The 25,402-nt window shown below is 36.4% G+C and carries 30 protein-coding genes; 24 read left to right on the forward strand and 6 right to left on the reverse strand.

Features of this window, described 5'->3' with window-relative positions; translation table 11 throughout:
* Nucleotides 1–97 precede the first annotated feature (97 nt).
* The 3 genes from HMPREF3270_RS03650 (at nucleotide 98) to HMPREF3270_RS03660 (ending at nucleotide 2,468) form a co-directional block, all read left to right on the forward strand.
* Nucleotides 98–1,042 (forward strand): nucleoside hydrolase, encoded by a 945-nt coding sequence (locus HMPREF3270_RS03650; protein WP_070867168.1) that lies wholly within the window; start codon nucleotides 98–100, stop codon nucleotides 1,040–1,042.
* Nucleotides 1,043–1,138: 96 nt separating this feature from the next.
* The gene (locus tag HMPREF3270_RS03655; RefSeq protein WP_070867169.1) at nucleotides 1,139–1,690 is read left to right on the forward strand and encodes a biotin transporter BioY; all 552 of its coding nucleotides are present in this window, start codon (nucleotides 1,139–1,141) and stop codon (nucleotides 1,688–1,690) included.
* Nucleotides 1,691–1,712: 22 nt separating this feature from the next.
* Nucleotides 1,713–2,468 carry a GNAT family N-acetyltransferase gene (locus HMPREF3270_RS03660; RefSeq protein ID WP_070867170.1) on the forward strand — a complete coding sequence of 252 codons (756 nt, stop codon included), beginning with the start codon at nucleotides 1,713–1,715 and terminating at the stop codon, nucleotides 2,466–2,468.
* A 27-nt stretch (nucleotides 2,469–2,495) separates the two neighbouring features.
* On the opposite strand, the gene fdhD is transcribed toward HMPREF3270_RS03660, so the two are convergent.
* On the reverse strand, nucleotides 2,496–3,305 hold the full coding sequence (gene fdhD / locus HMPREF3270_RS03665) for a formate dehydrogenase accessory sulfurtransferase FdhD (protein WP_070847959.1): 810 nt from the start codon (nucleotides 3,303–3,305) through the stop codon (nucleotides 2,496–2,498).
* Nucleotides 3,306–3,452: 147 nt separating this feature from the next.
* Between fdhD and HMPREF3270_RS03670 the strand changes: the two genes are divergently transcribed.
* From HMPREF3270_RS03670 to HMPREF3270_RS03710, 9 genes are all read left to right on the forward strand, one after another.
* Nucleotides 3,453–4,454, forward strand: a complete 1,002-nt coding sequence (locus HMPREF3270_RS03670) for a LacI family DNA-binding transcriptional regulator (protein ID WP_070847962.1) — start codon at nucleotides 3,453–3,455, stop codon at nucleotides 4,452–4,454.
* An 81-nt stretch (nucleotides 4,455–4,535) separates the two neighbouring features.
* The gene (locus HMPREF3270_RS03675) at nucleotides 4,536–5,702 is read left to right on the forward strand and encodes a galactokinase (protein WP_070847965.1); all 1,167 of its coding nucleotides are present in this window, start codon (nucleotides 4,536–4,538) and stop codon (nucleotides 5,700–5,702) included.
* Nucleotides 5,703–5,713: 11 nt separating this feature from the next.
* Entirely contained in the window at nucleotides 5,714–6,706 is a 993-nt protein-coding gene (gene galE, locus HMPREF3270_RS03680; RefSeq protein WP_070847968.1) for a UDP-glucose 4-epimerase GalE, read from the forward strand.
* Between the two features lie 16 nt (nucleotides 6,707–6,722).
* The gene (gene galT, locus HMPREF3270_RS03685; protein WP_070847971.1) at nucleotides 6,723–8,216 is read left to right on the forward strand and encodes a UDP-glucose--hexose-1-phosphate uridylyltransferase; all 1,494 of its coding nucleotides are present in this window, start codon (nucleotides 6,723–6,725) and stop codon (nucleotides 8,214–8,216) included.
* 139 nt (nucleotides 8,217–8,355) lie between these two features.
* Nucleotides 8,356–9,120 carry a molybdate ABC transporter substrate-binding protein gene (gene modA / locus HMPREF3270_RS03690; protein ID WP_060803660.1) on the forward strand — a complete coding sequence of 255 codons (765 nt, stop codon included), beginning with the start codon at nucleotides 8,356–8,358 and terminating at the stop codon, nucleotides 9,118–9,120.
* Nucleotides 9,121–9,131: 11 nt separating this feature from the next.
* On the forward strand, nucleotides 9,132–9,803 hold the full coding sequence (gene modB, locus HMPREF3270_RS03695; protein ID WP_002479606.1) for a molybdate ABC transporter permease subunit: 672 nt from the start codon (nucleotides 9,132–9,134) through the stop codon (nucleotides 9,801–9,803).
* A gap of 1 nt (nucleotide 9,804) precedes the next feature.
* Nucleotides 9,805–10,425 carry an ATP-binding cassette domain-containing protein gene (locus tag HMPREF3270_RS03700; protein ID WP_070625760.1) on the forward strand — a complete coding sequence of 207 codons (621 nt, stop codon included), beginning with the start codon at nucleotides 9,805–9,807 and terminating at the stop codon, nucleotides 10,423–10,425.
* A 134-nt stretch (nucleotides 10,426–10,559) separates the two neighbouring features.
* Entirely contained in the window at nucleotides 10,560–11,561 is a 1,002-nt protein-coding gene (locus HMPREF3270_RS03705) for a ThiF family adenylyltransferase (RefSeq protein WP_070847974.1), read from the forward strand.
* A gap of 25 nt (nucleotides 11,562–11,586) precedes the next feature.
* Nucleotides 11,587–12,096 (forward strand): MogA/MoaB family molybdenum cofactor biosynthesis protein, encoded by a 510-nt coding sequence (locus tag HMPREF3270_RS03710; protein WP_002479603.1) that lies wholly within the window; start codon nucleotides 11,587–11,589, stop codon nucleotides 12,094–12,096.
* A 300-nt stretch (nucleotides 12,097–12,396) separates the two neighbouring features.
* Here HMPREF3270_RS03710 and moaC read toward each other — a convergent pair whose 3' ends face one another.
* The gene (moaC, locus tag HMPREF3270_RS03715; protein ID WP_002479601.1) at nucleotides 12,397–12,876 is read right to left on the reverse strand and encodes a cyclic pyranopterin monophosphate synthase MoaC; all 480 of its coding nucleotides are present in this window, start codon (nucleotides 12,874–12,876) and stop codon (nucleotides 12,397–12,399) included.
* A gap of 63 nt (nucleotides 12,877–12,939) precedes the next feature.
* Here moaC and glp point away from each other — a divergent pair, with 63 nt between their 5' ends.
* From glp to moaA, 6 genes are read left to right on the forward strand one after another with little or no spacing between them, the layout of a single operon-like run.
* Nucleotides 12,940–14,199: a molybdopterin molybdotransferase MoeA gene (glp, locus tag HMPREF3270_RS03720; protein WP_023014991.1), complete on the forward strand. Its 1,260-nt coding sequence runs from the start codon at nucleotides 12,940–12,942 to the stop codon at nucleotides 14,197–14,199.
* Nucleotides 14,196–14,678 carry a molybdopterin-guanine dinucleotide biosynthesis protein B gene (mobB, locus tag HMPREF3270_RS03725; protein ID WP_002479599.1) on the forward strand — a complete coding sequence of 161 codons (483 nt, stop codon included), beginning with the start codon at nucleotides 14,196–14,198 and terminating at the stop codon, nucleotides 14,676–14,678. The genes glp and mobB overlap by 4 nt, the downstream gene beginning before the upstream one ends.
* A complete protein-coding gene (locus tag HMPREF3270_RS03730) occupies nucleotides 14,675–15,130 on the forward strand; it encodes a molybdenum cofactor biosynthesis protein MoaE (protein ID WP_002479598.1) in 456 nt (151 codons plus the stop codon). The genes mobB and HMPREF3270_RS03730 overlap by 4 nt, the downstream gene beginning before the upstream one ends.
* Nucleotides 15,127–15,360, forward strand: a complete 234-nt coding sequence (moaD, locus tag HMPREF3270_RS03735; protein ID WP_002479597.1) for a molybdopterin converting factor subunit 1 — start codon at nucleotides 15,127–15,129, stop codon at nucleotides 15,358–15,360. Before HMPREF3270_RS03730 ends, moaD begins: the two co-directional genes overlap by 4 nt.
* Before the next feature lie 4 nt (nucleotides 15,361–15,364).
* On the forward strand, nucleotides 15,365–15,967 hold the full coding sequence (gene mobA, locus HMPREF3270_RS03740; RefSeq protein WP_070847981.1) for a molybdenum cofactor guanylyltransferase MobA: 603 nt from the start codon (nucleotides 15,365–15,367) through the stop codon (nucleotides 15,965–15,967).
* A 45-nt stretch (nucleotides 15,968–16,012) separates the two neighbouring features.
* Complete coding sequence (gene moaA / locus HMPREF3270_RS03745) at nucleotides 16,013–17,035, forward strand: GTP 3',8-cyclase MoaA (protein ID WP_023014989.1); 1,023 nt, start codon at nucleotides 16,013–16,015, stop codon at nucleotides 17,033–17,035.
* Between the two features lie 71 nt (nucleotides 17,036–17,106).
* Here the strand turns inward: moaA and HMPREF3270_RS03750 are convergent, their stop codons facing one another.
* Complete coding sequence (locus HMPREF3270_RS03750; protein WP_002479594.1) at nucleotides 17,107–17,451, reverse strand: transcriptional regulator, SarA/Rot family; 345 nt, start codon at nucleotides 17,449–17,451, stop codon at nucleotides 17,107–17,109.
* 305 nt (nucleotides 17,452–17,756) lie between these two features.
* Between HMPREF3270_RS03750 and HMPREF3270_RS03755 the strand changes: the two genes are divergently transcribed.
* The 4 genes from HMPREF3270_RS03755 to HMPREF3270_RS03770 are packed head-to-tail and all read left to right on the forward strand — an operon-like array spanning nucleotide 17,757 to nucleotide 21,044.
* Nucleotides 17,757–18,614 (forward strand): ABC transporter ATP-binding protein, encoded by an 858-nt coding sequence (locus HMPREF3270_RS03755; RefSeq protein WP_023014988.1) that lies wholly within the window; start codon nucleotides 17,757–17,759, stop codon nucleotides 18,612–18,614.
* Complete coding sequence (locus tag HMPREF3270_RS03760; protein WP_002479592.1) at nucleotides 18,611–19,342, forward strand: ABC transporter permease; 732 nt, start codon at nucleotides 18,611–18,613, stop codon at nucleotides 19,340–19,342. The genes HMPREF3270_RS03755 and HMPREF3270_RS03760 overlap by 4 nt, the downstream gene beginning before the upstream one ends.
* Nucleotides 19,343–19,350: 8 nt before the next feature.
* Nucleotides 19,351–20,442, forward strand: a complete 1,092-nt coding sequence (locus HMPREF3270_RS03765; protein WP_218117694.1) for a sensor histidine kinase — start codon at nucleotides 19,351–19,353, stop codon at nucleotides 20,440–20,442.
* A complete protein-coding gene (locus tag HMPREF3270_RS03770; protein ID WP_070847987.1) occupies nucleotides 20,439–21,044 on the forward strand; it encodes a response regulator transcription factor in 606 nt (201 codons plus the stop codon). The genes HMPREF3270_RS03765 and HMPREF3270_RS03770 overlap by 4 nt, the downstream gene beginning before the upstream one ends.
* A 35-nt stretch (nucleotides 21,045–21,079) precedes the next feature.
* On the opposite strand, the gene HMPREF3270_RS03775 is transcribed toward HMPREF3270_RS03770, so the two are convergent.
* Both HMPREF3270_RS03775 and HMPREF3270_RS03780 read right to left on the reverse strand, forming a co-directional pair.
* Nucleotides 21,080–22,228, reverse strand: a complete 1,149-nt coding sequence (locus tag HMPREF3270_RS03775) for an MFS transporter (RefSeq protein ID WP_052032787.1) — start codon at nucleotides 22,226–22,228, stop codon at nucleotides 21,080–21,082.
* 58 nt (nucleotides 22,229–22,286) lie between these two features.
* Complete coding sequence (locus HMPREF3270_RS03780; protein WP_070625749.1) at nucleotides 22,287–22,703, reverse strand: MarR family winged helix-turn-helix transcriptional regulator; 417 nt, start codon at nucleotides 22,701–22,703, stop codon at nucleotides 22,287–22,289.
* 263 nt (nucleotides 22,704–22,966) lie between these two features.
* On the opposite strand from HMPREF3270_RS03780, the gene HMPREF3270_RS03785 reads away from it, so the two are divergent.
* Nucleotides 22,967–23,722, forward strand: coding sequence for a VOC family protein (locus tag HMPREF3270_RS03785; RefSeq protein ID WP_070847990.1), 756 nt, complete (start codon nucleotides 22,967–22,969; stop codon nucleotides 23,720–23,722).
* A 3-nt stretch (nucleotides 23,723–23,725) separates the two neighbouring features.
* Here the strand turns inward: HMPREF3270_RS03785 and HMPREF3270_RS03790 are convergent, their stop codons facing one another.
* Nucleotides 23,726–23,977, reverse strand: a complete 252-nt coding sequence (locus HMPREF3270_RS03790) for a hypothetical protein (protein ID WP_023014982.1) — start codon at nucleotides 23,975–23,977, stop codon at nucleotides 23,726–23,728.
* A gap of 120 nt (nucleotides 23,978–24,097) precedes the next feature.
* On the opposite strand from HMPREF3270_RS03790, the gene HMPREF3270_RS03795 reads away from it, so the two are divergent.
* Nucleotides 24,098–25,351 (forward strand): lipid II:glycine glycyltransferase FemX, encoded by a 1,254-nt coding sequence (locus HMPREF3270_RS03795; protein ID WP_070847993.1) that lies wholly within the window; start codon nucleotides 24,098–24,100, stop codon nucleotides 25,349–25,351.
* Nucleotides 25,352–25,402 lie beyond the last annotated feature (51 nt).

Genomic DNA, 25,402 nt, shown 5'->3' on the forward strand with positions numbered 1-25,402 from the left:
AGACATCATACAATTAAATTTCTGGTTAAATGCTTACTTTACATTTGTTGTGAATTTCAATTTAATAAGTAATATACATAAATTTTGGAGGTAGAACATGAAACAAATATATTTCAACCACGATGGCGGTGTAGATGATTTAGTGTCTCTCTTTTTATTACTACAGATGGAAGATGTTGAATTAATCGGTGTCAGCGCAATTGGTGCTGACAGTTATGTAGAACCCGCAGTGAGTGCGTCTATTAAAATCATTAACCGCTTTTCAGATAGAGATTTAAAAGTTGCCGTATCATCACAAAGAGGGAAGAATCCATTTCCTAAAGAATGGCGTATGCATGCCTTTTTTGTAGATGCATTACCAGTATTGAATGAATCACGTACTGAACAACGAGCATCGCAATCAGAACTTGAAGCATATGAAGATATAATAGAAAAATTAGAAGCGAGTAAGAAACCAGTAACCTTGTTATTTACTGGTCCTCTAACAGATTTGGCTAAAGCATTAGAGGTTGCTCCGCATATTACAGAAAAAATTGAACGCTTAGTATGGATGGGGGGAACATTCTTAACCAAAGGCAATGTTGAAGAACCTGAACATGATGGAACTGCAGAATGGAATGCCTTTTGGGATCCAGAAGCAGTCGCAACGGTTTTTGATACAGATATTGCGATTGATATGGTTGCGTTAGAAAGTACAAATAAAGTGCCGTTAACAATTGATGTCAGACAAATGTGGGCAGATCAACGTGATATTTTAGGTGTAGATTTCTTAGGTGTTTGTTATGCTGCAGTTCCGCCATTAACGCATTTTGTGACGAACTCTACGTATTTCTTATGGGATGTCTTAACAACAGCTTCTGTCGGAAAACATGAGTTAGTACATGTTGAAGAAGTACAAACAGAAGTGATTACAAAAGGACCGAGTCAAGGACGAACTAAACGTGTTCAAGAGGGCGGCCGTACAATCAGATTAGTCGATGATGTGCACAGAGATGCATTCTTTGACTACATGACAAACCTTGCCGCAAAGGTTCGTGTCTAGACGTGTAAAATTATACAAATAAATGTTAACTTATCGTAAATTAAAGTTAACATATGTGATATAATCTTCCATGTAAGATTTTGAGGAGGTTATATTATGACAACAAAACATATCACATTTACTGCGATTATGACAGCTATTATCGCATTGCTTGGTCTGATTCCACCTATTCCGCTTCCATTCATGCCAGTACCGATTGTCTTGCAGAATGTCGGTATTTTTCTAGCAGGTATTCTTTTAGACAAAAAGTATGGTACATTAAGCGTAATTGTATTTTTAATTTTAGCAGCGTGCGGTTTACCTGTATTATCAGGCGGTCGTGGCGGTATAGGAGTTTTTGCTGGTCCATCAGCAGGTTTCTTATTCTTATATCCAGTCGTCGCTTTCTTAATTGGGTATGCGCGCGATAAATCTATAGAACGAATCAATTTCGGTCGTTTATTTTTACCTACATTAATTGCCGGTGTCTTATTATTAGACATTATCGGCACATTAATTATGGGCGTGATTACTCATATGCCATTATCAAAAGCATTCTTTTTATCATTTGTCTTTATGCCGGGGGATATTATTAAAGCGATTATCGCATGCTTAATCGGTGCAGCATTATTGAATCACACACGCTTTAAACAATTGATTCGTTTCTGAGGTAGCAGAAAGAGGGATAAAGATGGGGCCGCTATCCATGCGATTAATTGATCAACCTGGAACGATTGCTTATGAAGATGAACAAAAGACGATTTATTTAACACCACAAGAACCTTTAACGTATTATACGAATAAATGGGTATATCATGACATGCCGACGTTTGAAACTTGGTTAGAAGATGTCAAAACACAAACACACGCACATCTCAAACAAGAGAGCCGCCATTTGGCATTTACTTTTCCAGAAAATACACCTTTAGATTCCACGTTTAGTACATATTTTGAACGAGAGAATTTTGATGTTGTGTTGTTAGAAATGTATGCGATCGAAGCACATGAGCTTGCAGGTGACATTCCAGATGGTTTAGATATCCGTTTTGTCGATATTTATCATTTGGATGATTATTTGAAAATCTGTCGTTATTTTTCACTGGATTACGGTAAAGACTACGCAGACGAAGTGGTTAAAACTTTAAGGCAGCAATTTGACGGCGCAACGAATGTGAAGCGGGTGATTGCTTATAAAGATAATCAACCAGTCGGCACATTAGATATGATTGAATCAGAAGAAACGATTGAAATCGATAGTTTCGGTGTGATCAAAGAAATGCGTGGACAAGGAATCGGACGTGCTATGCAGGGATTTGTCGCAAATTATGCCAAGCATAAACCTTTGATTTTAATCGCAGACGGTGAAGATACTGCCAAGGAAATGTATATTAAACAAGGCTATACCTTCATCAGTTATTGTTATAGTGTGATAAAAGAGAATATATAAGCAAACAAAAAAGCTGTGTTTCACAAGTTAATCTTGTGAGGACACAGCTTTTATTCGTTCTGGGTGACTATAAATATTGAAGTTGCCATCTCTGATAAATCCAATGGCTGTTATGTTTAAGTCATTCGCAAGCGTCACAGCTAACGTAGTCGGTGCGGATTTAGAAAGAATAACACCAACTCCGATTTTAGCCGCTTTAATCAGAATTTCTGATGAAATACGACCGCTGAAAATTAAGACTTTGTCTCGAACAGGAATATGACGTTCAATACAGAAACCATATAACTTATCGAGTGCGTTATGTCGACCGATATCTTGACGGTGTTCAAAGAAAGCATCACCGTCGCTGATGGCCGCGTTATGCAAGCCGCCTGTACGTTTGAACAGTTTACTTGCAGTTTGTAGTCTCGTCATCATATTGATGACCTGTTGAGGTGTGAGTGTGATATTCGACAATGACGTCTTAGCCACCGCCGCATCATTTTGGAAATAAAATTCACGACTTTTACCGCAACATGAAGCAATCATGCGCTTGGTTGAATACTCGAAACGATCCCCTAAGTCTTTCGTTAATTCAACATGTGCAAACCCCTTGCTGTCATCTATTTGAATCGATTTCAATTCACTGCGTTTTAAAATTGCACCTTCAGACGCTAAAAAGCCCAGTACCAATTCTTCCATGTAGTCTGGACTGCAGATGACGGTTGCAAATTCTTCGCCATTAACCATGACAGTTAATGGAAATTCTGTAACATAACTATCAGTTGTTTCAAATAATTCTCCATCTTCAAAGCGGACAATTGTCTGATTCGTTAAAACATCTTTATCTTTATTCATATGCATGACTCCTTAATTTAACAATATACTACATCACTTCAATTTACAAAAAAGATTTGCATGAAATGTTTCATTATTTAAAATGAAAAGTTGTACAAGTAAACAGAGCGTAGTAAACTTAAAGTAAACAAAAGAGAGGTGTCAATTATGGCAAGTATTAGAGATATCGCAAAACAAGCGGGTGTCAGTCCAGGTACAGTGTCGCGTGTACTTAATGAAGATCCGACATTGTCTGTAGCCGACAGTACAAGAACTCGTATTTTAAATACCGCAAAAGAACTTGAATATCACAAAGCAGAACGTGTAAATCGCCAAGTTCAAATCATTACTTATGCGTCTCGTAGACGAGAAATGGCTGACCCGTTTCATCGTGAATTGCGTTTAGCAATAGAGTCTGAAATTAAGAAATTAAATTTAACATTAAAGAAGACACTTAGAATTGAAACAGGATTTAAAAAACAAGATTTACAAGATGTGAAAAAAGCAGGCGCAGTGTTAGTCATCGGTAATTTCTCATTGGAAGCTTTAAAAGAAATTTATCGCCATAACCCTAATATGGTGGTGATTAATAATAAGCAAGTTCCTGATTATATCGATGCAGTGTACTCTGATCTAGAACAAGCCATGTATCAGCTGCTGAATCAAATCAGGGACGCTTATCATGATGCACATATCGCTTATTATGGAGGTATACGCGAAGAACGTAATTTAGATGGGAAAGAAGCGTATGAAAATGATGCAAGATATCACGCATATCTTTCTTGGTGTCAACAACATGATGAGATACCGAATGGCAATTTAATCGGTTGGGAACGAGAAGATGGTTTTGAAGCGATAACAGAAGCGGACACTATCCCTGATGTGTTGATAGCGGGTAATGATATGGTCGCAATCGGTTTAATTCAAGGCCTGCAACAAAGAGGTGTCACAATCCCTAAAGATGCTGGGGTTATCGGATTCAATGACTTAGATGTGAATCAATATGTAACACCATCATTGACGAGTGTGCGTATTGATATCGAGCAGTTTGGTAAAAGTGCTGTCTTAATGGCAAAAGAACGTATTCAAAAAACACGTCAATCTGCCATGCATATTGTGATACAAACGAAACAAATAGAGCGACAATCTTTTTCTTTTAAGAACCAATGAAAGTGTTGACAAAACATTTAGTAAACAAATAAACTTTAATTGTGTTTACTAATAAATTTACCTTGTGAGAGGAGTTATATTATGTTGGCATCTATGCAAACGCAATTTGAAAAGCATTTTGAAACAAAGCCAGATGTTGCCGCATTCGCACCAGGACGTATTAATTTGATCGGAGAGCATACAGATTATAATGGCGGTTATGTATTCCCAGCTGCTATTGAATTGGGCACATACGGTTTAGCACGTAAACGTGAAGATCGTACGATTCGTTTTTACTCTTTGAACTTTGAAGAAAAAGGTATTATTTCTTTTTCATTAGATGATTTAGATTACAATGCTGACCATAGTTGGGCGAACTATCCAAAAGGCATGGTTAAGTTTTTAATTGAAGCGGGTTATAAAATTGACTCAGGATTTGATGTCATCGTTGAAGGTAACATTCCAAACGGTGCAAGCTTATCTTCTTCAGCTTCTATTGAAATGCTGACTGGTTGGTTAATGAAACAACTTTTTAACTTAGATGTAGAGCGCTTAGAATTAATTCAACTTGGACGTAAAGTAGAAAATAAATTTATCGGTGTCAATTCAGGTATCATGGACCAGTTCATTGTGGGTATGGGTCAAAAGGATCAAGCGATTTTATTAGATACGCATACGTTAGAGTATCATTATGTTCCAACTGAATTCGGAGATTACACGATTTCTATTATGAATACGAATAAGCGTCGTGAATTAGCAGAATCTAAATATAATGAACGGTTAGAAGAATGTCAGAAAGCATTAGCGTTACTTCAACAAGAATTGGATATTGAAGCGTTAGGACATATAGACGTTGAAACGTTCGAAAAATATGCGCATTTAATTGAAGATGAAACGATACGTCGTCGTGCACGTCACGCAGTTACTGAAAACGCACGTGTTAAAGAAGCGTATGATGCTTTAGCGCAATCAGACTTTGAACGCTTTGGTGAATTATTAAACCAAAGCCATGCTTCATTGAAGGATGATTATGAAGTGACGGGCAAAGAGCTAGATACTTTAGCAGAATCTGCACAAAATGTTGATGGAGTCCTTGGTGCACGTATGACAGGTGCAGGATTCGCAGGATGTGCGATTGCTTTAGTTCATCAATCAAAAGTTAAAGATTTAGAAGATGAAGTCTCTCGTATTTATACAGACAAGATTGGTTATGCGCCATCGTTTTACCATGTCAATATCGGTGACGGCGTGAAAACAATCGAACTTTAAGGAGGAAAATCATGTCAGTTTTAGTATTAGGCGGTGCTGGTTATATCGGCAGCCATGCAGCGCATCAATTGATAGATGCTGGTTATGATGTCGCAGTGGTGGATAATTTAGGAACAGGTCATAGAGGTGCCGTGCCTAAAGCAGCACGTTTTTATGAAGGAGATATCCGTGACAGCGAATTCTTAAATCAAGTGTTCGCAACGGAAAATGTTGAAGGTGTCTTCCATTTTTGTGCTTATTCATTAGTTGGAGAATCGGTAGAGAAACCTTTAGATTATTTCAATAATAACGTCTATGGTATGCAAGTGTTGCTTGAAGTGATGAAAGCACATGATGTGAATGATATTGTCTTTTCTTCAACAGCAGCAGTTTATGGTGAACCAGATGTTGTCCCGATTACAGAGGATGCGAAAAAAGCACCGACCAACCCTTATGGCGAAAGTAAATTGATGATGGAAAAAATGATGCATTGGTGCCATAACGCATATGGTATGAACTATGCAGCATTACGTTACTTCAACGTCGCAGGTGCACGTGAAGACGGTACGATTGGTGAAGATCATAATCCGGAAACACATTTAATTCCTATTGTATTAGAAGCAGCGTTAGGACAACGAGATGCGATTACGGTATTCGGTGTAGATTATGATACAGAAGATGGTTCATGTGTCAGAGATTATTTACATGTCACAGATTTAATTGAAGCGCATATTTTAGCGTATCGTTACTTAAAAGATGGCGGTGAGAGCGGCGCATTCAACTTAGGCAGCAGTCAAGGTTACTCTGTTATTGAAATTGTGGAAGCAGCACGCCAAGCGACTGGTGAAAAGATTAAATCAGAAATCGGTAAACGTCGTGCAGGTGATCCAAGTAAATTAATCGCTTCAAGTGATAAAGCACGTAACGTGTTAGGCTGGGAGCCGAAACATGATGATATTCATGAAATTATTGAAACTGCTTGGCACTGGCACCGCGCACATCCGAATGGCTACGAAGATAAATAAAAAGGGAGGCCGTATCATGAAGCTGAATCAACAGCTGATACAACGCTTTATTTCATATGCTGTAGAATATGGGGATTTTGAAAAGGAAGATGCTTTCTATATTCAAAACCTAGTGCTAGAGATTACACAAGCAGAAGATATCGAACATGAGGATAGAGATATCTCAGAGCTTGATACACCGAATGCGATTGCACAACACTGGATTAATCGAATGATTGAACATCACTTAATAGAAGATGCGGTATATCAAAAAGAAATGGTTGAAACGAAACTATTAGATTTAATCACACCGAAACCTTCAACTATTAATCGCAATTTTAGACAGTTGTATCAAGACAGTCCAGAGAAAGCGACGCAATATTTATATGATATTTGTATGCGCAACCACTATATAAAGGCAGATGCCATCGCACAAAATATTCATTTCTATACACCAACGAACTATGGTGACTTAGAAATTACAATTAATATGTCTAAACCTGAAAAAGATGCGAAAGAAATTGCGGCAGCAAGAGAAGCAAAACAAACAAGTTATCCTTTATGTGCGTTATGTATGGAAAATGAAGGTTACCAAGGTTCTGTAACCCAAGCAGCACGTCGTAATCACCGAATTGCGCGTATTAAGTTAGATGGAGAAGACTGGGGATTCCAATTTTCACCATACGCTTATTTCCCAGAACATAGTATCGTATTATCTGCACAACATGTGCCAATGAAGATCGGACGACAAACTTTTGTGAATCTATTAGACTTTGTGAAGCAATTTCCGCACTATTTTGCGGGATCTAATGCGGACTTGCCGATTGTAGGCGGTTCAATCTTGTCTCACAACCATTACCAAACAGGGCGCCACACTTTCCCGATGGATAATGCGACAGAAATAGAACGTTTTACTATTGATGATTATCCTGAAGTAGAAGCGGTGTTGTTAGATTGGCCGATGAGTGTAATCCGTTTAAAAGGTAATAATCAAGCACAACTCATTGATGCGGCAGAACATATTTTCAATCAATGGAATGCGTACAGTGATGAAAGTGTTCAAGTCAAAGCACAAAGTGAGGCGGGCGAACGTCATCATACCATCACACCGATTGCACGTTACCGTCAAGAAACAGGTCGTTTTGAATTAGATTTAGTACTAAGAGACAATCAAACATCAGAAGATTATCCAGATGGTATTTTCCATCCGCACCAAGATGTACAACACATTAAAAAAGAAAACATCGGTTTAATCGAAGTGATGGGAACTGCGATTTTACCAGCACGTTTAAAACATGAGCTTAAACAAGTGGAACACTATGTTTTAGGTGAAACTGATATAGATTTAGGTGTGCATCAAGATTTCGCAGATGAACTAAAAGCGAAACATCAATTTACACCTGAAAATGCTGAAGGTATTGTTTTAGATGCGGTAGGTCAGAAATTCAAACGAGTTTTAGAAGATGCAGGTGTGTTTAAACGTGATACTGAAGGCTTAGAAGCCTTTAAACGTTTTGTTCAAATTTTATAATTATAATCAAAAGGTCAATGTCATATTGGCCTTTTTCTTGTGCGAAGACAAAAGATAATGGTTAAATTCAAATTGGAATTTATGGAGCGAAAGCGTATAATCGAGAGTGAATTAATCATTTTTAGGAGGCTTCTTCAAGATGAAGTTGAAATACTTTGCGGTTATATTGTTGAGCGTCTGCTTAGTTGTTGTTGGATGTTCAAATGATAAAAAAGAAACAAACAGTAATCAAAAAGAAAATACTTTACATGTCGCAGCTGCCGCAAGTTTAACGGATGTGACGAAAGATTTAGAAACAGCATTTAAGAAAAAACATTCAGATGTTGATATTACATTTAACTACGGCGGATCAGGATCGTTAAGACAACAAATTGAAAAAGGTGCACCTGTTGATGTGTTTATGTCAGCCAACACAAAAGATGTCCAAGCGTTAAAAGATAAGAAGAAAGCTGATAACACTTATGATTATGCGCGAAATCAACTTGTATTAATTGGTGAACAAGGCACTGATTTAAAATCAGTCAAAGATTTAAAAGATGGACAAAAACTTGCGATAGGCGAAGTGAACTCTGTACCTGCAGGTAAATACGCAGAAGGTTACTTAAAAGATAATGGATTATACAGCAGCGTTAAAGATCATCTTGTCTTTGCGAAAGATGTCCGTCAAGTCTTGAATTATGTGGAAAAAGGGAACGCGCAACTCGGTTTTGTTTATAAAACGGATTTATATAAAAACAAAACTAAAAATGATAAAGTAAAAGAAATCGAATCGGTGAAATTAAAACAACCGATTGTTTATGAAGCCGGAACAACATCTGATAATAAGACGGCGAAAGCTTGGATTGAGTTCTTAAAATCAGATGAAGCGAAACAAATCTTAAAAGATTATCAATTTGAAGCGTAGGAGGAGTGGAAATGCCTGATTTAACGCCATTTTGGATATCAATTGAAGTGGCTGTAATCAGCACGATTATTGTAACAGTACTTGGGATTTTAATTTCAAGACTGTTATATCGACGTCGTGGACGTATTGTGACACTTCTTGAGAGTATTATTATCCTGCCGATTGTGTTACCTCCGACAGTCATGGGGTTCTTATTATTAATTGTTTTCTCACCACGAAGCCCTGTAGGCGCATTTATGACAAATGTTTTACATATGCCTGTCATATTCACAATCACTGGTGCAATTATTGCCTCTGTGATTGTCAGTTTTCCGTTAATGTATCAACATACGATTCAAGGTTTTAGAGGTATTAATCATAAAATGTTGAATACAGCACGAACAATGGGTGCAAGTGAAAATAAAATTTTCTTCAGACTGATTTTACCGCTATCTAAGCGTGCTATTTTATCTGGTGTGATGATGGCATTTGCGCGTGCAATCGGTGAGTTCGGAGCAACCTTAATGGTAGCGGGTTATATTCCAAATAAAACCAATACGTTGCCTTTAGAGATTTATTTCTTAGTTGAACAAGGCAAAGAGAACCAAGCTTGGCTATGGGTATTAGTATTAGTCGCATTTGCGATTACTGTTATTGGTACGATTAACTTAATGAACAAAGATCGTTATTTGGAGGTGGATTAAGATGTTGACCATCCAAATTACACATCAATTAAAAGGACAGTTACTGAAGTTAGATATTCAAGATACAGTACCTAAAATTTATGCGATACGAGGACCTTCAGGAGTGGGGAAAACGACTGTTTTGAATATGATCGCAGGCTTAAGGGCTGCAGATAACGCTTATATCAAAGTCAACGAACGTGTGTTAACGGATACGCAATCATCTGTGAATGTTAAAATTCAAGAGCGTCATTTAGGCTATTTATTTCAGGACTATCAATTGTTTCCGAATATGACAGTTTTTCAAAATATCACGTTTATGGCGCAACCTTCTGAACATATTACAGCGTTGATGCATCAATTAAACATCAGTTATTTACAAAAACAATTTCCAGCTCGATTATCAGGCGGGGAAGCACAACGCGTCGCATTAGCACGTGCATTAAGCACACGTCCTGATTTACTTTTATTAGATGAACCATTTTCTAGTTTGGATGATGCGACTAAAGAAGAAAGTATGCGTTTAGTGAAACGACTCTTTGATGAATGGCAAATCCCGATTATTTTTGTGACACATTCTAATTACGAAGCAGAACAATTGGCGGATGAAATTATAACGTTAAGTTCTGTACCAGCTGAATAATAAAAAGTTTCAATCCGGTCTGTCTTCTATTGGCATGACCGGATTTTAGGTGACATACTACAATTCGAACGATTGTAACACGTCTCTATTCGTCTTATAATAAAGACAATGCACTTTAAGAAAGGAATCGAAAGATGTCAGAACGTTATTCCAGACAAATTTTGTTTAAACATATAGGCAGAGAAGGCCAAGAGAAAATTGCGCAAAAACATGTGCTGATAATCGGCATGGGTGCATTAGGAACACACATTGCGGACGGTTTAGTCAGAGCGGGCATCAAACAGTTAACGATTGTTGATCGTGACTACATCGAGTTCAGCAACTTACAACGTCAAATGTTGTTTACAGAACAAGATGCGACAGACGCGATGCCGAAAGTGATTGCGGCGAAAGAAAAGCTGCAAGAAATCCGAAGTGATGTCATCATTGAGGCGCATATCGCTCAAGTCAATCCCCAGTTTCTAGAAGCGCATGGAACTGAGGTAGATTTAATTTTAGATGCGACGGATAATTTCGATACACGTTTATTAGTGAATGATTTTGCGTATAAATATAATATACCTTGGATATATGGCGGGGTTGTACAAAGTACATATATCGAAGCAGCTTTCATTCCTGGACAAACTCCGTGTTTCAATTGTCTGATGCCGCAATTACCAGTCATTAACATGACGTGTGATACAGTAGGGGTAATTCAACCAGCGGTAACCATGACCACGAGTTTACAAACACGTGATGCATTGAAAATCCTGACTGAAACACCTTTTACGCCTAAATTAACTTATGGTGATATTTGGGAAGGGACACACTATACATTCGGATTCAGTCGTATGTTTAAAGCTGATTGTCATACGTGTAGTGAACATGCGACCTATCCACATTTAAATCATACTGATTTACAGTTTGCGACATTATGCGGAAGAGATACAGTTCAATACAATAATGAGGATATTACCCAGGAAATGTTGAAGGAATATCTTGAAACGCATCATATTAAGTATCATGCGAACCCTTATATGATTCGCTTCGAATTCAACAATCATCGAATCGTCAGTTTCTCAGGCGGACGCATGTTGATACATGGCATGACGAAACCTGAAGAAGCGATTAAATTAATGAACCAATTACTCGGTTGAGTAAATCACATAGGAGGCCTAATGAATGAAAAATGAACACGTGAATGTCAAATTAGATAGAACCATCAACGCAGCAGTCTTAACTGTGTCTGATACAAGAACAAAAGAAACAGATAAAGGCGGTAATTTGGCTAAAGAATTATTATCAGAGATTAATGTGGAAATTACAGATGATCATTACACAATCGTCAAAGATGATAAACAAGCGATTACTGAACAAGTACAACAATGGTTGAATGAAGATGTGGATGTCATTATTACGACGGGCGGTACAGGTATCGCACAACGTGATGTGACGATTGAAGCAGTAACTCCTTTATTAACAAAAGAAATTGAAGGTTTCGGGGAGTTATTCAGATATTTAAGTTATGCTGAAGATGTGGGAACACGTGCTTTATTATCACGTGCTGTCGGAGGTACAGTAGGTGAACAATTGATTTTCTCATTGCCAGGTTCATCTGGTGCGGTGAGATTAGCGATTGAAAAATTAATTAAACCTGAATTGAATCATCTCATTCATGAATTAACAAAATAAAAGGCAAGAAGAAGCGGTTAGATTTTACTCAGGTAGAAGACTAACCGCTTCTTCACTGTACTGTTTGATTGAATAAGGGAAAACACTTAAGCCAATCACTGATTTCATAAGATTTCATCAGTTTTTTCATCCATTCAGCCTATTTAACTTAAAGAATTCGCATTATATAATAGGAGTAACATGAAAAAAAACGGAACGATTGTACGTTGTGACAGTAAAATCACAACGTCAATGGTTCCGTAGTGCTGTTGTGAAGTTCATGTTTACCTATAAAAAGGGTAAAACATGAACAACAATAGTTTATGATCTGCGGTAATCCCCGGATTTTCCGCCAGATTTTGAGATAAGGTAAGTTTCGCCGATGACCATCCCTTTATCAAGTGCTTTGGTCATATCGTAAACGGTTAAAGCCGTTGCTGAAGCGGCTGTGAGAGCTTCCATTTCTACACCGGTTTTCCCTGATGTAGAGACTGTAGCTTCAATATTAAGTGTATATGACGATGTTGTATCCCATTCAAAGGCAATATCGATACCCGTCAGTGAGAGCGGATGACACATAGGAATAATCGTAGAGGTATTCTTAGCTGCCATGATTCCCGCGATTTGGGCAGTATTCAGCACATTACCTTTCTTATTTGTATGTTCTACAATTTGCTTGTAAATCGCTTCGTTAACAGTAATGCTTGAATGTGCTGTCGCAACACGTTTTGTGATGTCTTTATCAGAAACGTCGACCATTTTCGCATTACCTTGAGCGTTGATATGAGTAAATTCAGACATGTTATTCCTCCTCGCTTAGACATTATAGCATGAAATAAAATAGATGTTAGGAGCAGATAGTTTATGCCAGTTGAAAAAAGAAATCCAATTGCGGTAAAAGAAGCAATCAAACGTGTGGTAGCACAAGAATTTCGTACAGAAACACAACAAGTGCCTTTAAATGACAGTTTAGGATATATACTGTCTGAAGATATCGTGGCAACGTATGAAATTCCACGTTTTAATAAATCACCTTATGACGGCTTTGCGTTAAGAAGTGAAGATACAAAAGGTGCAAGCGGTGACAACCGTATTGAATTTGAAGTCATTGATCACATCGGTGCAGGCAGTGTGTCAGATAAAACAGTCGGACCGAACCAAGCTGTCCGTATTATGACAGGGGCAGAAATTCCAGCAGGTGCAGATGCGGTAGTGATGTTAGAACAAACACGTGAAGGTGAACATTCATTTACGATTCGTAAAACCTTCGAACATAATGAAAATATTTCATTAAAAGGTGAGGAAACAGAAGTCGGAGATGTCGTATTAAAAGAAGGCCAACGTATTAATGCTGGGGCTATCGCAGTACTTGCGACCTTCGGTTATACAGAAGTGCCTGTACGTCGCTTACCATCTGCAGCTATTATTGCGACAGGCAGTGAGTTATTAGATGTCGGTGATGAATTAGAACCAGGTAAAATCCGTAATTCTAATGGACCGATGATTCAAGGCTTACTAAATCAATTCGGCTTAGACTGTGAAGTTTATAAAATTCAAGAAGATGATTTCGACAGCAGTTTAGCAGTCGTTAAAGAAGCACTCGCTTCTCATGATATGGTCATCACAACAGGCGGTGTATCTGTTGGTGACTTCGACTATTTACCAGCTATCTACAAAGAAATCGGTGCAGAAGTATTATTCAATAAAGTACAAATGCGTCCAGGCAGTGTCACAACAGTTGCTGTCGCAAATAATCAATATTTATTTGGTTTATCAGGGAATCCATCTGCGTGCTATACAGGATTTGAATTATTCGTAAAACCAGCAGTCTTAAATATGATGGGCGCGATTGAACGTTTCCCTCAAGTTGTAAAAGCCACATTGATGGAAGACTTCAAAAAAGCCAATCCATTCACACGTTTCATTCGTGCAAAAGCTACATTAAATGGTTTACAAACAACAGTAGTACCTTCTGGTTTCAACAAATCAGGTGCGGTTGTCGCGATTGCACACAGTAATGCGATGATTATGTTGCCGAGCGGTACACGCGGCTTTGAAAAAGGCTACACAGTGGATGTCATTCTGACTGAAACAGATACCTTTGAAGAGGAATTAGCACTATGATTTTACAAATTGTGGGATATAAAAATTCTGGCAAAACAACCTTGATGGCAGAAACAGTTAAGTTTCTGAAAGCACAAGGTTATCGTGTAGTGACGATTAAACATCATGGACATGGTAGTGAAGATATTACCTTACAAGCAGCAGAAGTCGATCATATGAAACATTTTGAAGCAGGGGCAGACCAAAGCATTGTGCAAGGTCATGCGTTAAGAGAAACAGTCACACGTACAACAGAACAAACTTTATCCCACATTATTGAATCAGCAGTCACGATTGATTATGATGTGTTACTAGTTGAAGGTTTTAAACAAGCGGATTATGATAAAGTGATTATTTATAGAGATGAAGCGGAATTAGTTTCTTTATCTGAGCTGAGTCATGTACAATATAAGTTACCGTTTCAAAAAAATACAGAGTTAAGTCATTTTAAAAAGTGGTTATTAACTTTTATCGATAGAAAAAAGGATGAGTCAAAATGAAACAATTTGAAGTTGTGACTGAGCCGATTCAAACAGAACCTTATCGAGACTTTACACTGACACCGCATCAGGGTGCAGTAGTGGTCTTTACAGGTCATGTTAGAGAATGGACAAAAGGCATTCGTACAGAACATCTTGAGTACGAAGCTTATGTGCCAATGGCTGAGAAAAAATTAGCTCAAATCGGCGATGAAATCAACGAACAATGGCCTGGCACGATTGTCAGCATTGTTCACCGTATCGGACCATTGCATATTTCCGATATTGCGGTATTAATCGCAGTTTCTTCACCACATAGAAAAGATGCCTATGCGGCAAATGAATATGCGATTGATCGTATTAAAGAAGTAGTGCCGATTTGGAAGAAAGAAATATGGGAAGATGGCGCACAATGGATCGGTCATCAACGTGGTTACCATGAAGATGCCATTGAAAGGGGGCAAACAGAATGAAAGTTCTTTATTTTGCGGAGATTAAAGAAATCTTACAAAAAGGTACAGAAGAATTTGAACTAGAGAATGAAATGACAGTAGAGGCGTTTAAAAAATATTTATTTGAAACGTATCCAGAAATCAGCGGCAAACAATTCCAAATCGCCTTGAATGAAGAATTTGTGCCAAATGATGAAATGATTCAACCTTCTGATGTCGTTGCGTTGATTCCACCGGTAAGCGGAGGTTAAGAAAGTGAAAGCAATTATTTTAGCAGGCGGACGATCAGAACGTTTCGGTTCGCCTAAGGCATTTGCGAGGCTCAATGGTAAAATGTTTTATCAACATATTATCGAAGCCTTGAATGAAGCCAATATGTTTAATGAGATTATCATTAGTTCTAGTGCGGAATTGGCTGATCAATTTGAAGATGTCAAAGTGGTCGTAGATGATGAAGAACATCAAGCGAAAGGACCGCTTTCAGGCATCTACTCAGTAATGAAGCAAGATTTTGAAGCAGAACTATTCTTTGTGATTTCAGTAGATACACCGTTAATCACAGAAAAAGCTGTCAGCACGTTATATCAATTTATGGTTGAGCATGTCATTGAAGACCAGTTAGATATTGCGGGGTATGAAGAAGAGGGGTATCCGATTCCTACTATCGCATTTTATAGTCCGACGTGTTTACCAGTCATTGCACGTGCACTAGAATCCGATGATTACAGTATGAAACATGTTTATAACCAAGTCGCTTCTGATTGGCTGGATGTTCATGAGGTTGATACAAGACCTGATTGGTACCAAAATATTAACTACCAAGATGATTTAGCCAGAGTCAGAGATCAATCGCTTTGATGAGATGTATCAAGCGATAAGAGAGAAAGAAAAGGGGGTCAAAAGATGGTAAAACAAATAACAGATAAATTAGGTCGCCCGATTCGTGACTTAAGATTATCCGTGACAGATCGCTGTAATTTCCGCTGTGATTATTGTATGCCTAAAGAAATTTTCGGCGATGACTTTGTCTTTTTACCCAAAGATGAATTATTGACTTTTAGTGAAATGGAAAGAATTGCTCGCGTATATACTCGCCTAGGTGTGAAGAAGATTCGTATCACTGGCGGGGAACCTTTAATGCGTAGAGATTTATATAAATTAATTGCCGCTCTTAATGAAATCGACGGTGTAGAAGATATTGGTCTGACTACCAATGGTCTATTGTTGAAAAAACATGGACAAAAACTCTATGATGCCGGATTAAGACGTATCAATGTCAGCTTAGATGCTATTGATAACGAATTATTCCAATCTATCAATAACCGTAATATCAAAGCAGATACCATCCTAGAACAAATTGATTATGCGGTATCTATCGGTTTTAAAGTGAAAGTGAACGTTGTTGTTCAAAAAGGTATCAATGATGACCAAATCATCCCAATGATTCAGTACTTCAAAGACAAAAATATTGTTGTAAGATTTATTGAGTTTATGGATGTCGGTAATGACAATGGCTGGGACTTCAGTAAAGTTGTCACAAAAGATGAAATGCTTGCGATGGTCGAAGATGAATTTGATATTGAAGCGGTTGAACCGAAATATTATGGTGAAGTCGCAAAATATTATCGTCATAAAGATAACGGAGCACAGTTCGGTTTAATTACGAGTGTTTCTCAGTCATTCTGTTCAACATGTACGAGAGCACGCTTATCTTCTGATGGTAAATTCTATGGCTGCTTATTCAGCACAGTCGATGGATTTAACGTCAAAGAATTTATGCGTTCTGGTAAAACGGACGATGAATTACAAGCGAAATTCGAAGAGTTATGGCATATTCGTGATGACAGATATTCAGATGAACGAACTGAACAAACGGTCGCAAATCGCAGACGTAAGAAAATTAATATGAACTATATCGGCGGTTAAGTCGAATGAAATATATAATAAAAAGCACGTCTTTCTGATTTTTTTCGGAAAGGCGTGCTTTTTCATAATGATTACTTTGCGAAGGTTTCAAATTCTTTGATGACAGATGCGACGAATTCACGTTGTGTCTTATCTAATAAATAAAAGACTTGGCGTTCATCAGTTTCTGAACGCTCTTTTGCGATCAGTTCTCTTTTATAAAGTTTTCTTATTAATACATCAATTTTACTCGTATTCCATTTCATGTCGTAATGGAGGGTATCCCTCAATACTTTACCTGTAATTTTGTCAGTACCATTGAAGCGGTATAAAATAATGAACTCCTCCATGGTAAGATGATGTTCTGCTTTTAGCCAATATTTAATCTGGCTAAGTTTACATTCTGTCTCAATTAAATGATCAATTGTCTTTGACATTGATATTCCTCCTCTTGCCCTTTCATAGTTGTATTCCCCCAGGAATAATAATTGTTTTACTTATTATATTATATAACGAATTTCAATATAAATCTATTCTCTTTAATTTACTATAATAGTAAAAAAAGTGCGTTATCACGGAAATTATGAACCGAAATTGAATATGTTGAAAGAAAAGTTGATTCAAGTGCTAAAAGTATAAAACAAGAAAATGACAAATGTCATAGAGAATTTATGACAAACGTTACTATGTTTACAATTTTTAAAAATATATCATTAAATCAAGGAAATAAAGAGGTGATTAAATGATAAAAGTAAACGGTGTAACTAAATCATTCCACAATACTAAAGCAATAGATCATGTTTCATTTGAAATAAAAGAAGGAGAATGTATCGCTTTAATAGGCGTAAATGGAGCAGGTAAGTCCACATTGATTGATTTGATTTTAGGTAATTTAGTTCCAGATGAAGGGCGTATTGAAAGGGATTCTGCTATACAAAATAATATCGGCGTATTATTTCAAAAATCAATCTTTAATGAATGGGTCAAAGTAAAAGAACTCTATGCGTTTTATTCATCGGTTTATAAAAAAGCGTTAGATTACAACAAGTTTAAAACATTGACCCAGTTTACTGATAAACAATTAAATCAATACGCGACTAAATTATCTGGAGGTCAACAACGTTTATTAGATTTTATATTGATGTTAACAGGACAACCTTTATTAATATTTTTAGATGAGCCGACGTCTGCGATGGATGCTAAAACAAGACGTTATTTCTGGAACATCATAAATGATTTGAAGGCTCGAGGTATTACCATATTATATACGACGCATTATATTGAAGAAGTAGAGAAGGTTGCGGATCGTGTTATCGTATTGAAACAAGGAAAGATAATGAATGATAGTTCACCTTCACAATTAAAACACCTTGATAAAACATCAACGATATATCTACCTGAACAATTTGAGTCAATCATTCAAAATCAAACTCAATTAAGTTATCAAAAGGATCAAAGTGAACTTCAAATCAAAACAGATGCGGTTCAAAAAGTTTTACAACAATTGATTGAAATAGATATAGATTTAAATGAGTTAGAAATTAAGAAAAGTTCATTAGAAGATTATGTATTTGAAAGTGAAGGGGAGATTCTATCATGATTTTTAAATATTTGAAATTAGATTGGACAATCACTTTGCGACAAAAAATATATCTTATTCTTTCAGTAGGGATGCCGTTAGTATTTTTCTTGATTTTCACTTCATTAACTAAAGTACCACAATCAGAAGCCAATCAAATTTATAAAGAAAGTTTGATGAGTATGACGGTCTTTAGTTTAACTAGTTATTGTTTATTGACCTTCCCTGTTGAATTAGTACAGGATAAACAAAACGGATGGCAGAAAAAACTTTTTGCGACACCGATGACACCCATTAAATATTATGTAGCTAAAGTATTCAAAATCATGAGTCTTTTTTTATTTTCAATTATTCTGATGTTTAGTGTTGGAGGAATGATTAGACACATTCATATGTCTCTTTATGAATGGTTAGTATCAGGATTATTATTATGGATTGGATCCAGTTTATTTTTGTCCATAGGGTTATTACTGGCACAACATAAAGATGTGAAGCAAGCAAGTAGTATAGGTAATTTATTGTATCTTGTTTTAGCGATTGTGGGTGGATTATGGTTTCCTATTAGCTTGTTTCCTCAATGGCTAGCTTCTATCTCTCGATATATGCCGACCTACCGATTAAAACAGCTAGGATTAGATTTTATTCAGCATCAAACGATTAATATAGCGGCACTTGGTTTTCTTTTGGGGTATTGTATACTATTTATAATCATTGCTTTAGTTATTCAAAAGAAATCGGACGTGATGTAATGTCTTTTTTGCTTAGAAAAATAAAAGGAAACCCAATGGGCGTTGCGAGTTTTATTTACTTGTTGTTTCCAATTATCGCTTTATTTTATCAAGACATCAAAGGACCTAAAGTAATTGCTATTATAGTGATTGCTGTATTCATAATTAATTATGGTATTTTAATTTTATCTGATGTTTATCAGTTTAAAGTGAAGCGGTTGATTGTATGGATGATTTATTTGATCGGCACACTTTATTTTTGTTGGGCAATGGGCAGCACATTTATCATGTTTTTCTTTTTTGGTTCTTATGTGTTGCCATATGTTTATGAAGCGACTGTAAAGTCAGTGGAAAGTATACTATTTTATATTGCTTTACTCATCGCATCTGGTCTTTCACTATACTTACTTCCAAAAGCTTTACCAATAGTTGTCGTACTGATTCTTGTTGTAATCATTTCGTTGTTCATTAACTTTAGATTTATAGAAAATAAAAAAGTAAGGGCGCAAATGAAAGAGAAAAATCGTCACATCAATTTATTGATTGCTGAACAAGAACGTCAAAGAATCGGCCAAGATTTACATGATACGTTAGGTCATGTATTTGCCAGTTTGAGCATAAAATCTGAGCTTGCTTCTAAGTTGATAGATCAAAATCCAGAAAAAGCCAAAGAAGAAATGTTAGCAGTTAATCAACTTTCTAAAGAGGCATTAAATAAAGTCAGAACTATTGTAGAACATCTGAAATTTCAAGATTTTGAAGAAGAAGTGAAGTCTGTAGATCAACTATTAAAACAAGCAGATATTACTTTTGATTTCGAGGGACAATCCACTGCTAGAACATTAAATAAAGGACAACAGTCTATATTAGCTATGCTATTGAGAGAAGCGGTCAATAATATTATTAAACATGCACATGCGACAAAAGTAACTGGTACATTAAAAGAAGCGCAACACATCATTACGTTGATAATTAGTGATAATGGCAAAGGTATCAGTAAACCTGAAGCTACACTGCATAGTATAAGAGAGCGTGCAGCATTATTAGATGGTGAAGTTGCAATAAAATCTGAACAAGGTGTTACATTAATGATTCGAATTCCACGAGGTGATAATTTATGATAAATGTTGTTCTAGCTGAAGACCAAGAAATGCTGAGAAAAGCGATGGTTCAACTTATAGAGATGGATGAAAATATTAACATTATTGCTGATACTTCAAGTGGAGCAGAGGCATGGCAAATGATTGAATCCAATCAGCCTGACATTGCAATTCTAGATATTGAAATGCCGGAATTAACAGGTTTAGAAGTATTGAACAAAATAAGAGAAACAAAGTTAAATACAAAAGTCATTATTGTAACGACGTTCAAAAGACCAGGTTATTTTGAAAGAGCAGTCGCAAATGATGTAGATGCTTATGTATTAAAAGAACGTTCCGTAGAAGAACTGATTCAGACCATGCATAATATTATGGCAGGACAAAAAGAATATAGTGAAACACTGATGACTACATATTTTAATGAGAAAAATCCATTAACGCCTTCAGAACAATTAATACTGAAAGAAATCGGCAATGGTTATTCAAGTAAAGAAATTGCACAAAAGCTTTTTCTTTCAAACGGGACAGTTCGTAATTATACTTCTGTCATTATTGATAAAATGGAGACAGAAAATCGTTTTGATGCGTGGAAAAAAGCTATTGAAAAAGGATGGATTATATAAAAAAGTGCAGACCGTTTTGATCTGCACTTTTATAATTAAGCACGTTCTAAATATTTTACTTTGCGGCCATGTAGGACATAGTAAAGTCCTGCGGTAATAATAGTTAATATAGCCATGAAGCCATAAAGTTGTGCATAAGTAATAGATGAAGTGAAGACACCTAATACAGAAGGGCCGAAGCCGATACCGAAATCAATACCGATAAAGAAAGTAGAAGTGGCTAGGCCATATTTTTCTGGTGTCGTCACTTTGATCGCAATAGCTTGCATAAGTGATGATAAGTTACCGTAACCTACACCTAACGCTGCACCTGCTAGTAATAACATCCAGCCTGAATGTGCAAAGAATAAAAGCACAAAGCTGATAAGTAAGAAGAAATAAGATGGATAAACTACAACGTTTTCGTTTTTGTTATCCATTAAACGACCTGTAATTGGACGTGTGACTAATGATGTTAAGGCATAGAAAATAAAGAAGTAACTTGAAACTGCGACTAGATTGCGCTCTTCTGCGAAGAATTTTAAGAATGTCAGAATAGATGAGTAAGTCACACCAGTTACTAAAATTACAATCGCAATCGGTACTGCATCTTTAGCGATAAATTGACTTAAGCTGAAACCTTTTGATGGTTGAGTTTCAGAAACTTTAGTTGTTTCAAAATTGATATGAATGAAGAATGATAAAGCTAAACCAATGATGCCTAATACTAAACATAAAGCGAATAAGACATCAATGGAGTATTGATTTGATAATAATAAACCAAAGAAAGGTCCGACAGCTGTTCCGAGAACTAAACTGAGTGAGAACATGCTGATACCTTCACTTTTACGTTCAGGTGGTGTGATGTACGCAGCTATTGTTCCTGTCGCAGTAGTCGCAACTGCTGTCGCAACACCATTAATTAATCTGGTAAACATTAAGAAACCTAATGAACCTTCTATAAAGTAAAGGGCTTGCGTTACGATAAGAAAAATCAATCCTATAATTAATGTACGTTTAGGTCCCATCGCATTGACATATTTTCCTGTAATAAAACGGCCGATTAATGAGCCGACAATAAATAATCCGGTTACTAATCCGGATAAACTATCTGAAGCGCCAAATTCGTTTTTACTGTAGCCTGCAATGACAACGATTAACAGATACATACAAAGATAAACGAAGAAGTTGACGATAAAGTTCATATTGAAACTTTTAGTCCATATTGGTGCGTGTTGAGAATGATCCACGCGAAATCCCTCCTTAAAACTGATGTTTGATAGCTTTGAGCGTTCGAATGGTTTGCTCGATATCATCTTGACTAAGACCTGCTTCTTCAACGATTTGTTGTTGAAGTGCTGTTACTTTTTCGATGACTTCGTGGTAAATCTGATTACCTTTATCCGTCAGACTTAATAGTTTTTGTCTTTTATCTTCCCCTGGTGTAACAGTCAGCAAGTCGTGTTCATGTAACACTTTTAATAATTTACGTGTTGATGGTTTTTCAATACAACGACGTTTAGAAATTTCGACAAGTGTTGTCGGTTCATGTAAGTAAATATCCTTTAGAACTAAAAATTGAGCAGTATGTAGCTGATACTGATCAAGTAAAGGTTGAACGCTTTTTACATAAGGTCTATATAATTCAGTAAAGCTATTAAATAATTGATTGATTTCCATGTTGTAGCTCCTTAAATTAAGATAGAGGTTGAGACCTCAGTAAAACGTCACAACCTCATATATAAACGAAATCAGTTTGATTTTTTTGCAGGGTAATTGATTGATTGATTTCGTTAAAAAGGTTAGCTAAGCTAACTAATTTACTTTACTATTGTAGAAAATTCTCAAATAAAAATCAAGAGATTTTTTGAAATTAGTCTTTCAAAAGGCAATTCGATTCATAATTTGATAAGATGAAGAAAAATGAAGAGAGGATGGTCTAAATGGTTCAGTTGAAATTTGATCATATCATCCATTATATCAAGCATATTGATGAGTTTGAGTATCCAGGAGAAGTAATGAAGTTATCACCAGGCGGCTTACACAATCGCTATGGTACATATAATAAATTGGTTTATACAGATTTGGCTTATATTGAAATTATCGGTGTAAACGATGAAGAAAAGTTGAAGAAGGTTATTAAATCGAATGAAGGACGTGTATCTTTCGTTGCGAAAATCGTACAAGATAATTTCGAACAAGGCTTTAAAGCAATCGCCTTACGTACAAATGATTTAGATAAACTCAAAGAAGAGTTTGAAGCGAAAGGGTTAGATGTCGTAGGACCAATTGAAATGGGCCGAGAAAATAAAAAAGGTGAACAAACGTCTTGGCGTTTATTATATTTGAATCAGCCGGATGCGAAATTGAAACCGCCGTTCTTTATAGAGTGGAATAAGTCAGAAGAAGAACGTGTTGAGGCGTTAGAAAATAGATTTCAACCGCAATTCAAAATAAAAGCCATTGAAATTCAAACCACACAACAAGCGTTAGTGGTCAATCAATGGCGGGATTGGTTTGGTATGGAAGTGGTATCTGAAGATGAAGAAATCACAACTTTAAAGTTGCCTGATGAAGCGATTGAATATCGTATTCAATCAGGACGTAAAGACAAGTATGCGATTGTGATTCAAGATACAACCGCCGAAACGCCTTATCATATCGTGACACGCGGTGGAGCTTATCACTTCGAACCTTAAAATTTAGTACACATAATGATAAACTGCGTTCGCAATCATAATCGCATAAGTTAAAGCGATTAAGAATAAGATAATTGCTAGCCACATATCAACACGTGATTTACGCAATAAGACAAGATAAACAGCAGTTACTATAGAAAATGCGGTAAAGAATACACGCAAGCTGAGATTGTCTATTTGAACATGGTTGACTAATGTTATACTAATCACAATGATATTTAAAATAATCATGATAATTAAAAAGATATTTCTCACACTTTTCACCTCTGAATCTTTATAGTTTATAGGGTTACGTGAGGATACGACATGAAAGTCACTTAGTTTCATTGTATAATAAGTAGATAGTGTAAGGAAAATAAAGGAGATTTTTATTTTATGGAAAAGATGAATATCACGAACCAAGAACATGATGCATTTGTTAAATCTCATCCCAATGGTGATTTGCTTCAACTCACACAATGGGCAGAAACGAAAAAGCTGACTGGTTGGTACTCTAGACGTGTCGCAGTAGGTGAAGATGGAAAAGTTAAAGGTGTCGGTCAATTATTATTCAAGAAAATACCGAAACTACCTTATACACTTTGTTATGTCTCTAGAGGGTTCGTCGCAGATTATGATGATAAAGCAGTCATCGAAGCCCTCCTTCAATACACAAAAGAAATTGTTGAAGATGAAAAAGCCTATGCGATTAAAATCGATCCAGATGTAGAAGTGGATAAAGCAGGGGATGCTTTAGGTAATTTAAGACAATTAGGATTCAAACATAAAGGATTCAAAGAAGGCTTATCAAAAGATTACATTCAACCACGTATGACAATGATTACACCGATTGATAAAACAGATGATGAATTGATTCAAAGCTTTGAACGTCGTAACCGTTCAAAAGTACGTTTATCATTAAAACGTGGAACGAAAGTAGAACGTGCAGGTCGCGATCAACTTAAAATCTTCGCAGACTTGATGCGTATTACTGGGGAACGTGATGGTTTCTTAACACGTGATATCAGCTACTTTGAAAATATTTACGATGCATTACATCCTGACGGCGACGCAGAGTTATTCTTGGTTAAATTAGAACCGAAACCTGTATTGGCAGAGTTAAAAGGTGAAAATGCAGAAGTTGAACAAGATATTGAACGTCTGAAACAAAAGAAACAAGATAAAAAGACGTTGAATAAAATCAAAGATGCTGAAGCTAAAATTGCGCGTAACCAAAAATTAATCGATCAAATGGAAGAACTATACCAACGTGAGCCAGAAGGTGTTTATTTATCAGGCGCACTGCTTATGTTCTGTGGCCACAAATCATATTACTTATATGGTGCATCTTCAAATGATTATCGTGATTTCTTGCCGAACCATCATATGCAGTTTGAAATGATGCGTTATGCGCGTGAAAAAGGCGCTACAACATATGATTTCGGCGGTACAGATAACGACCCGGATAAAGACTCAGAACATTATGGTTTATGGGCATTTAAGAAAACATGGGGTACGTATTTAAGTGAAAAAATCGGTGAGTTTGATTATGTATTAAATAAACCATTGTATTATATGATTGAAAAAGCAAAACCAGCATTAACAAAAGCTAAAATCAAAGTTTCTCGCAAAATAAAAGGCAGAAAATAATACAGTTAGACAACATATTTTCATAAGTATAGATAAAGGGGTTGAGACTAA

Origin of the sequence: Staphylococcus sp. HMSC65H10, assembly GCF_001839185.1 — a bacterium.
In the GTDB taxonomy this organism is placed as follows: Bacteria; Bacillota; Bacilli; order Staphylococcales; family Staphylococcaceae; genus Staphylococcus; species Staphylococcus simulans.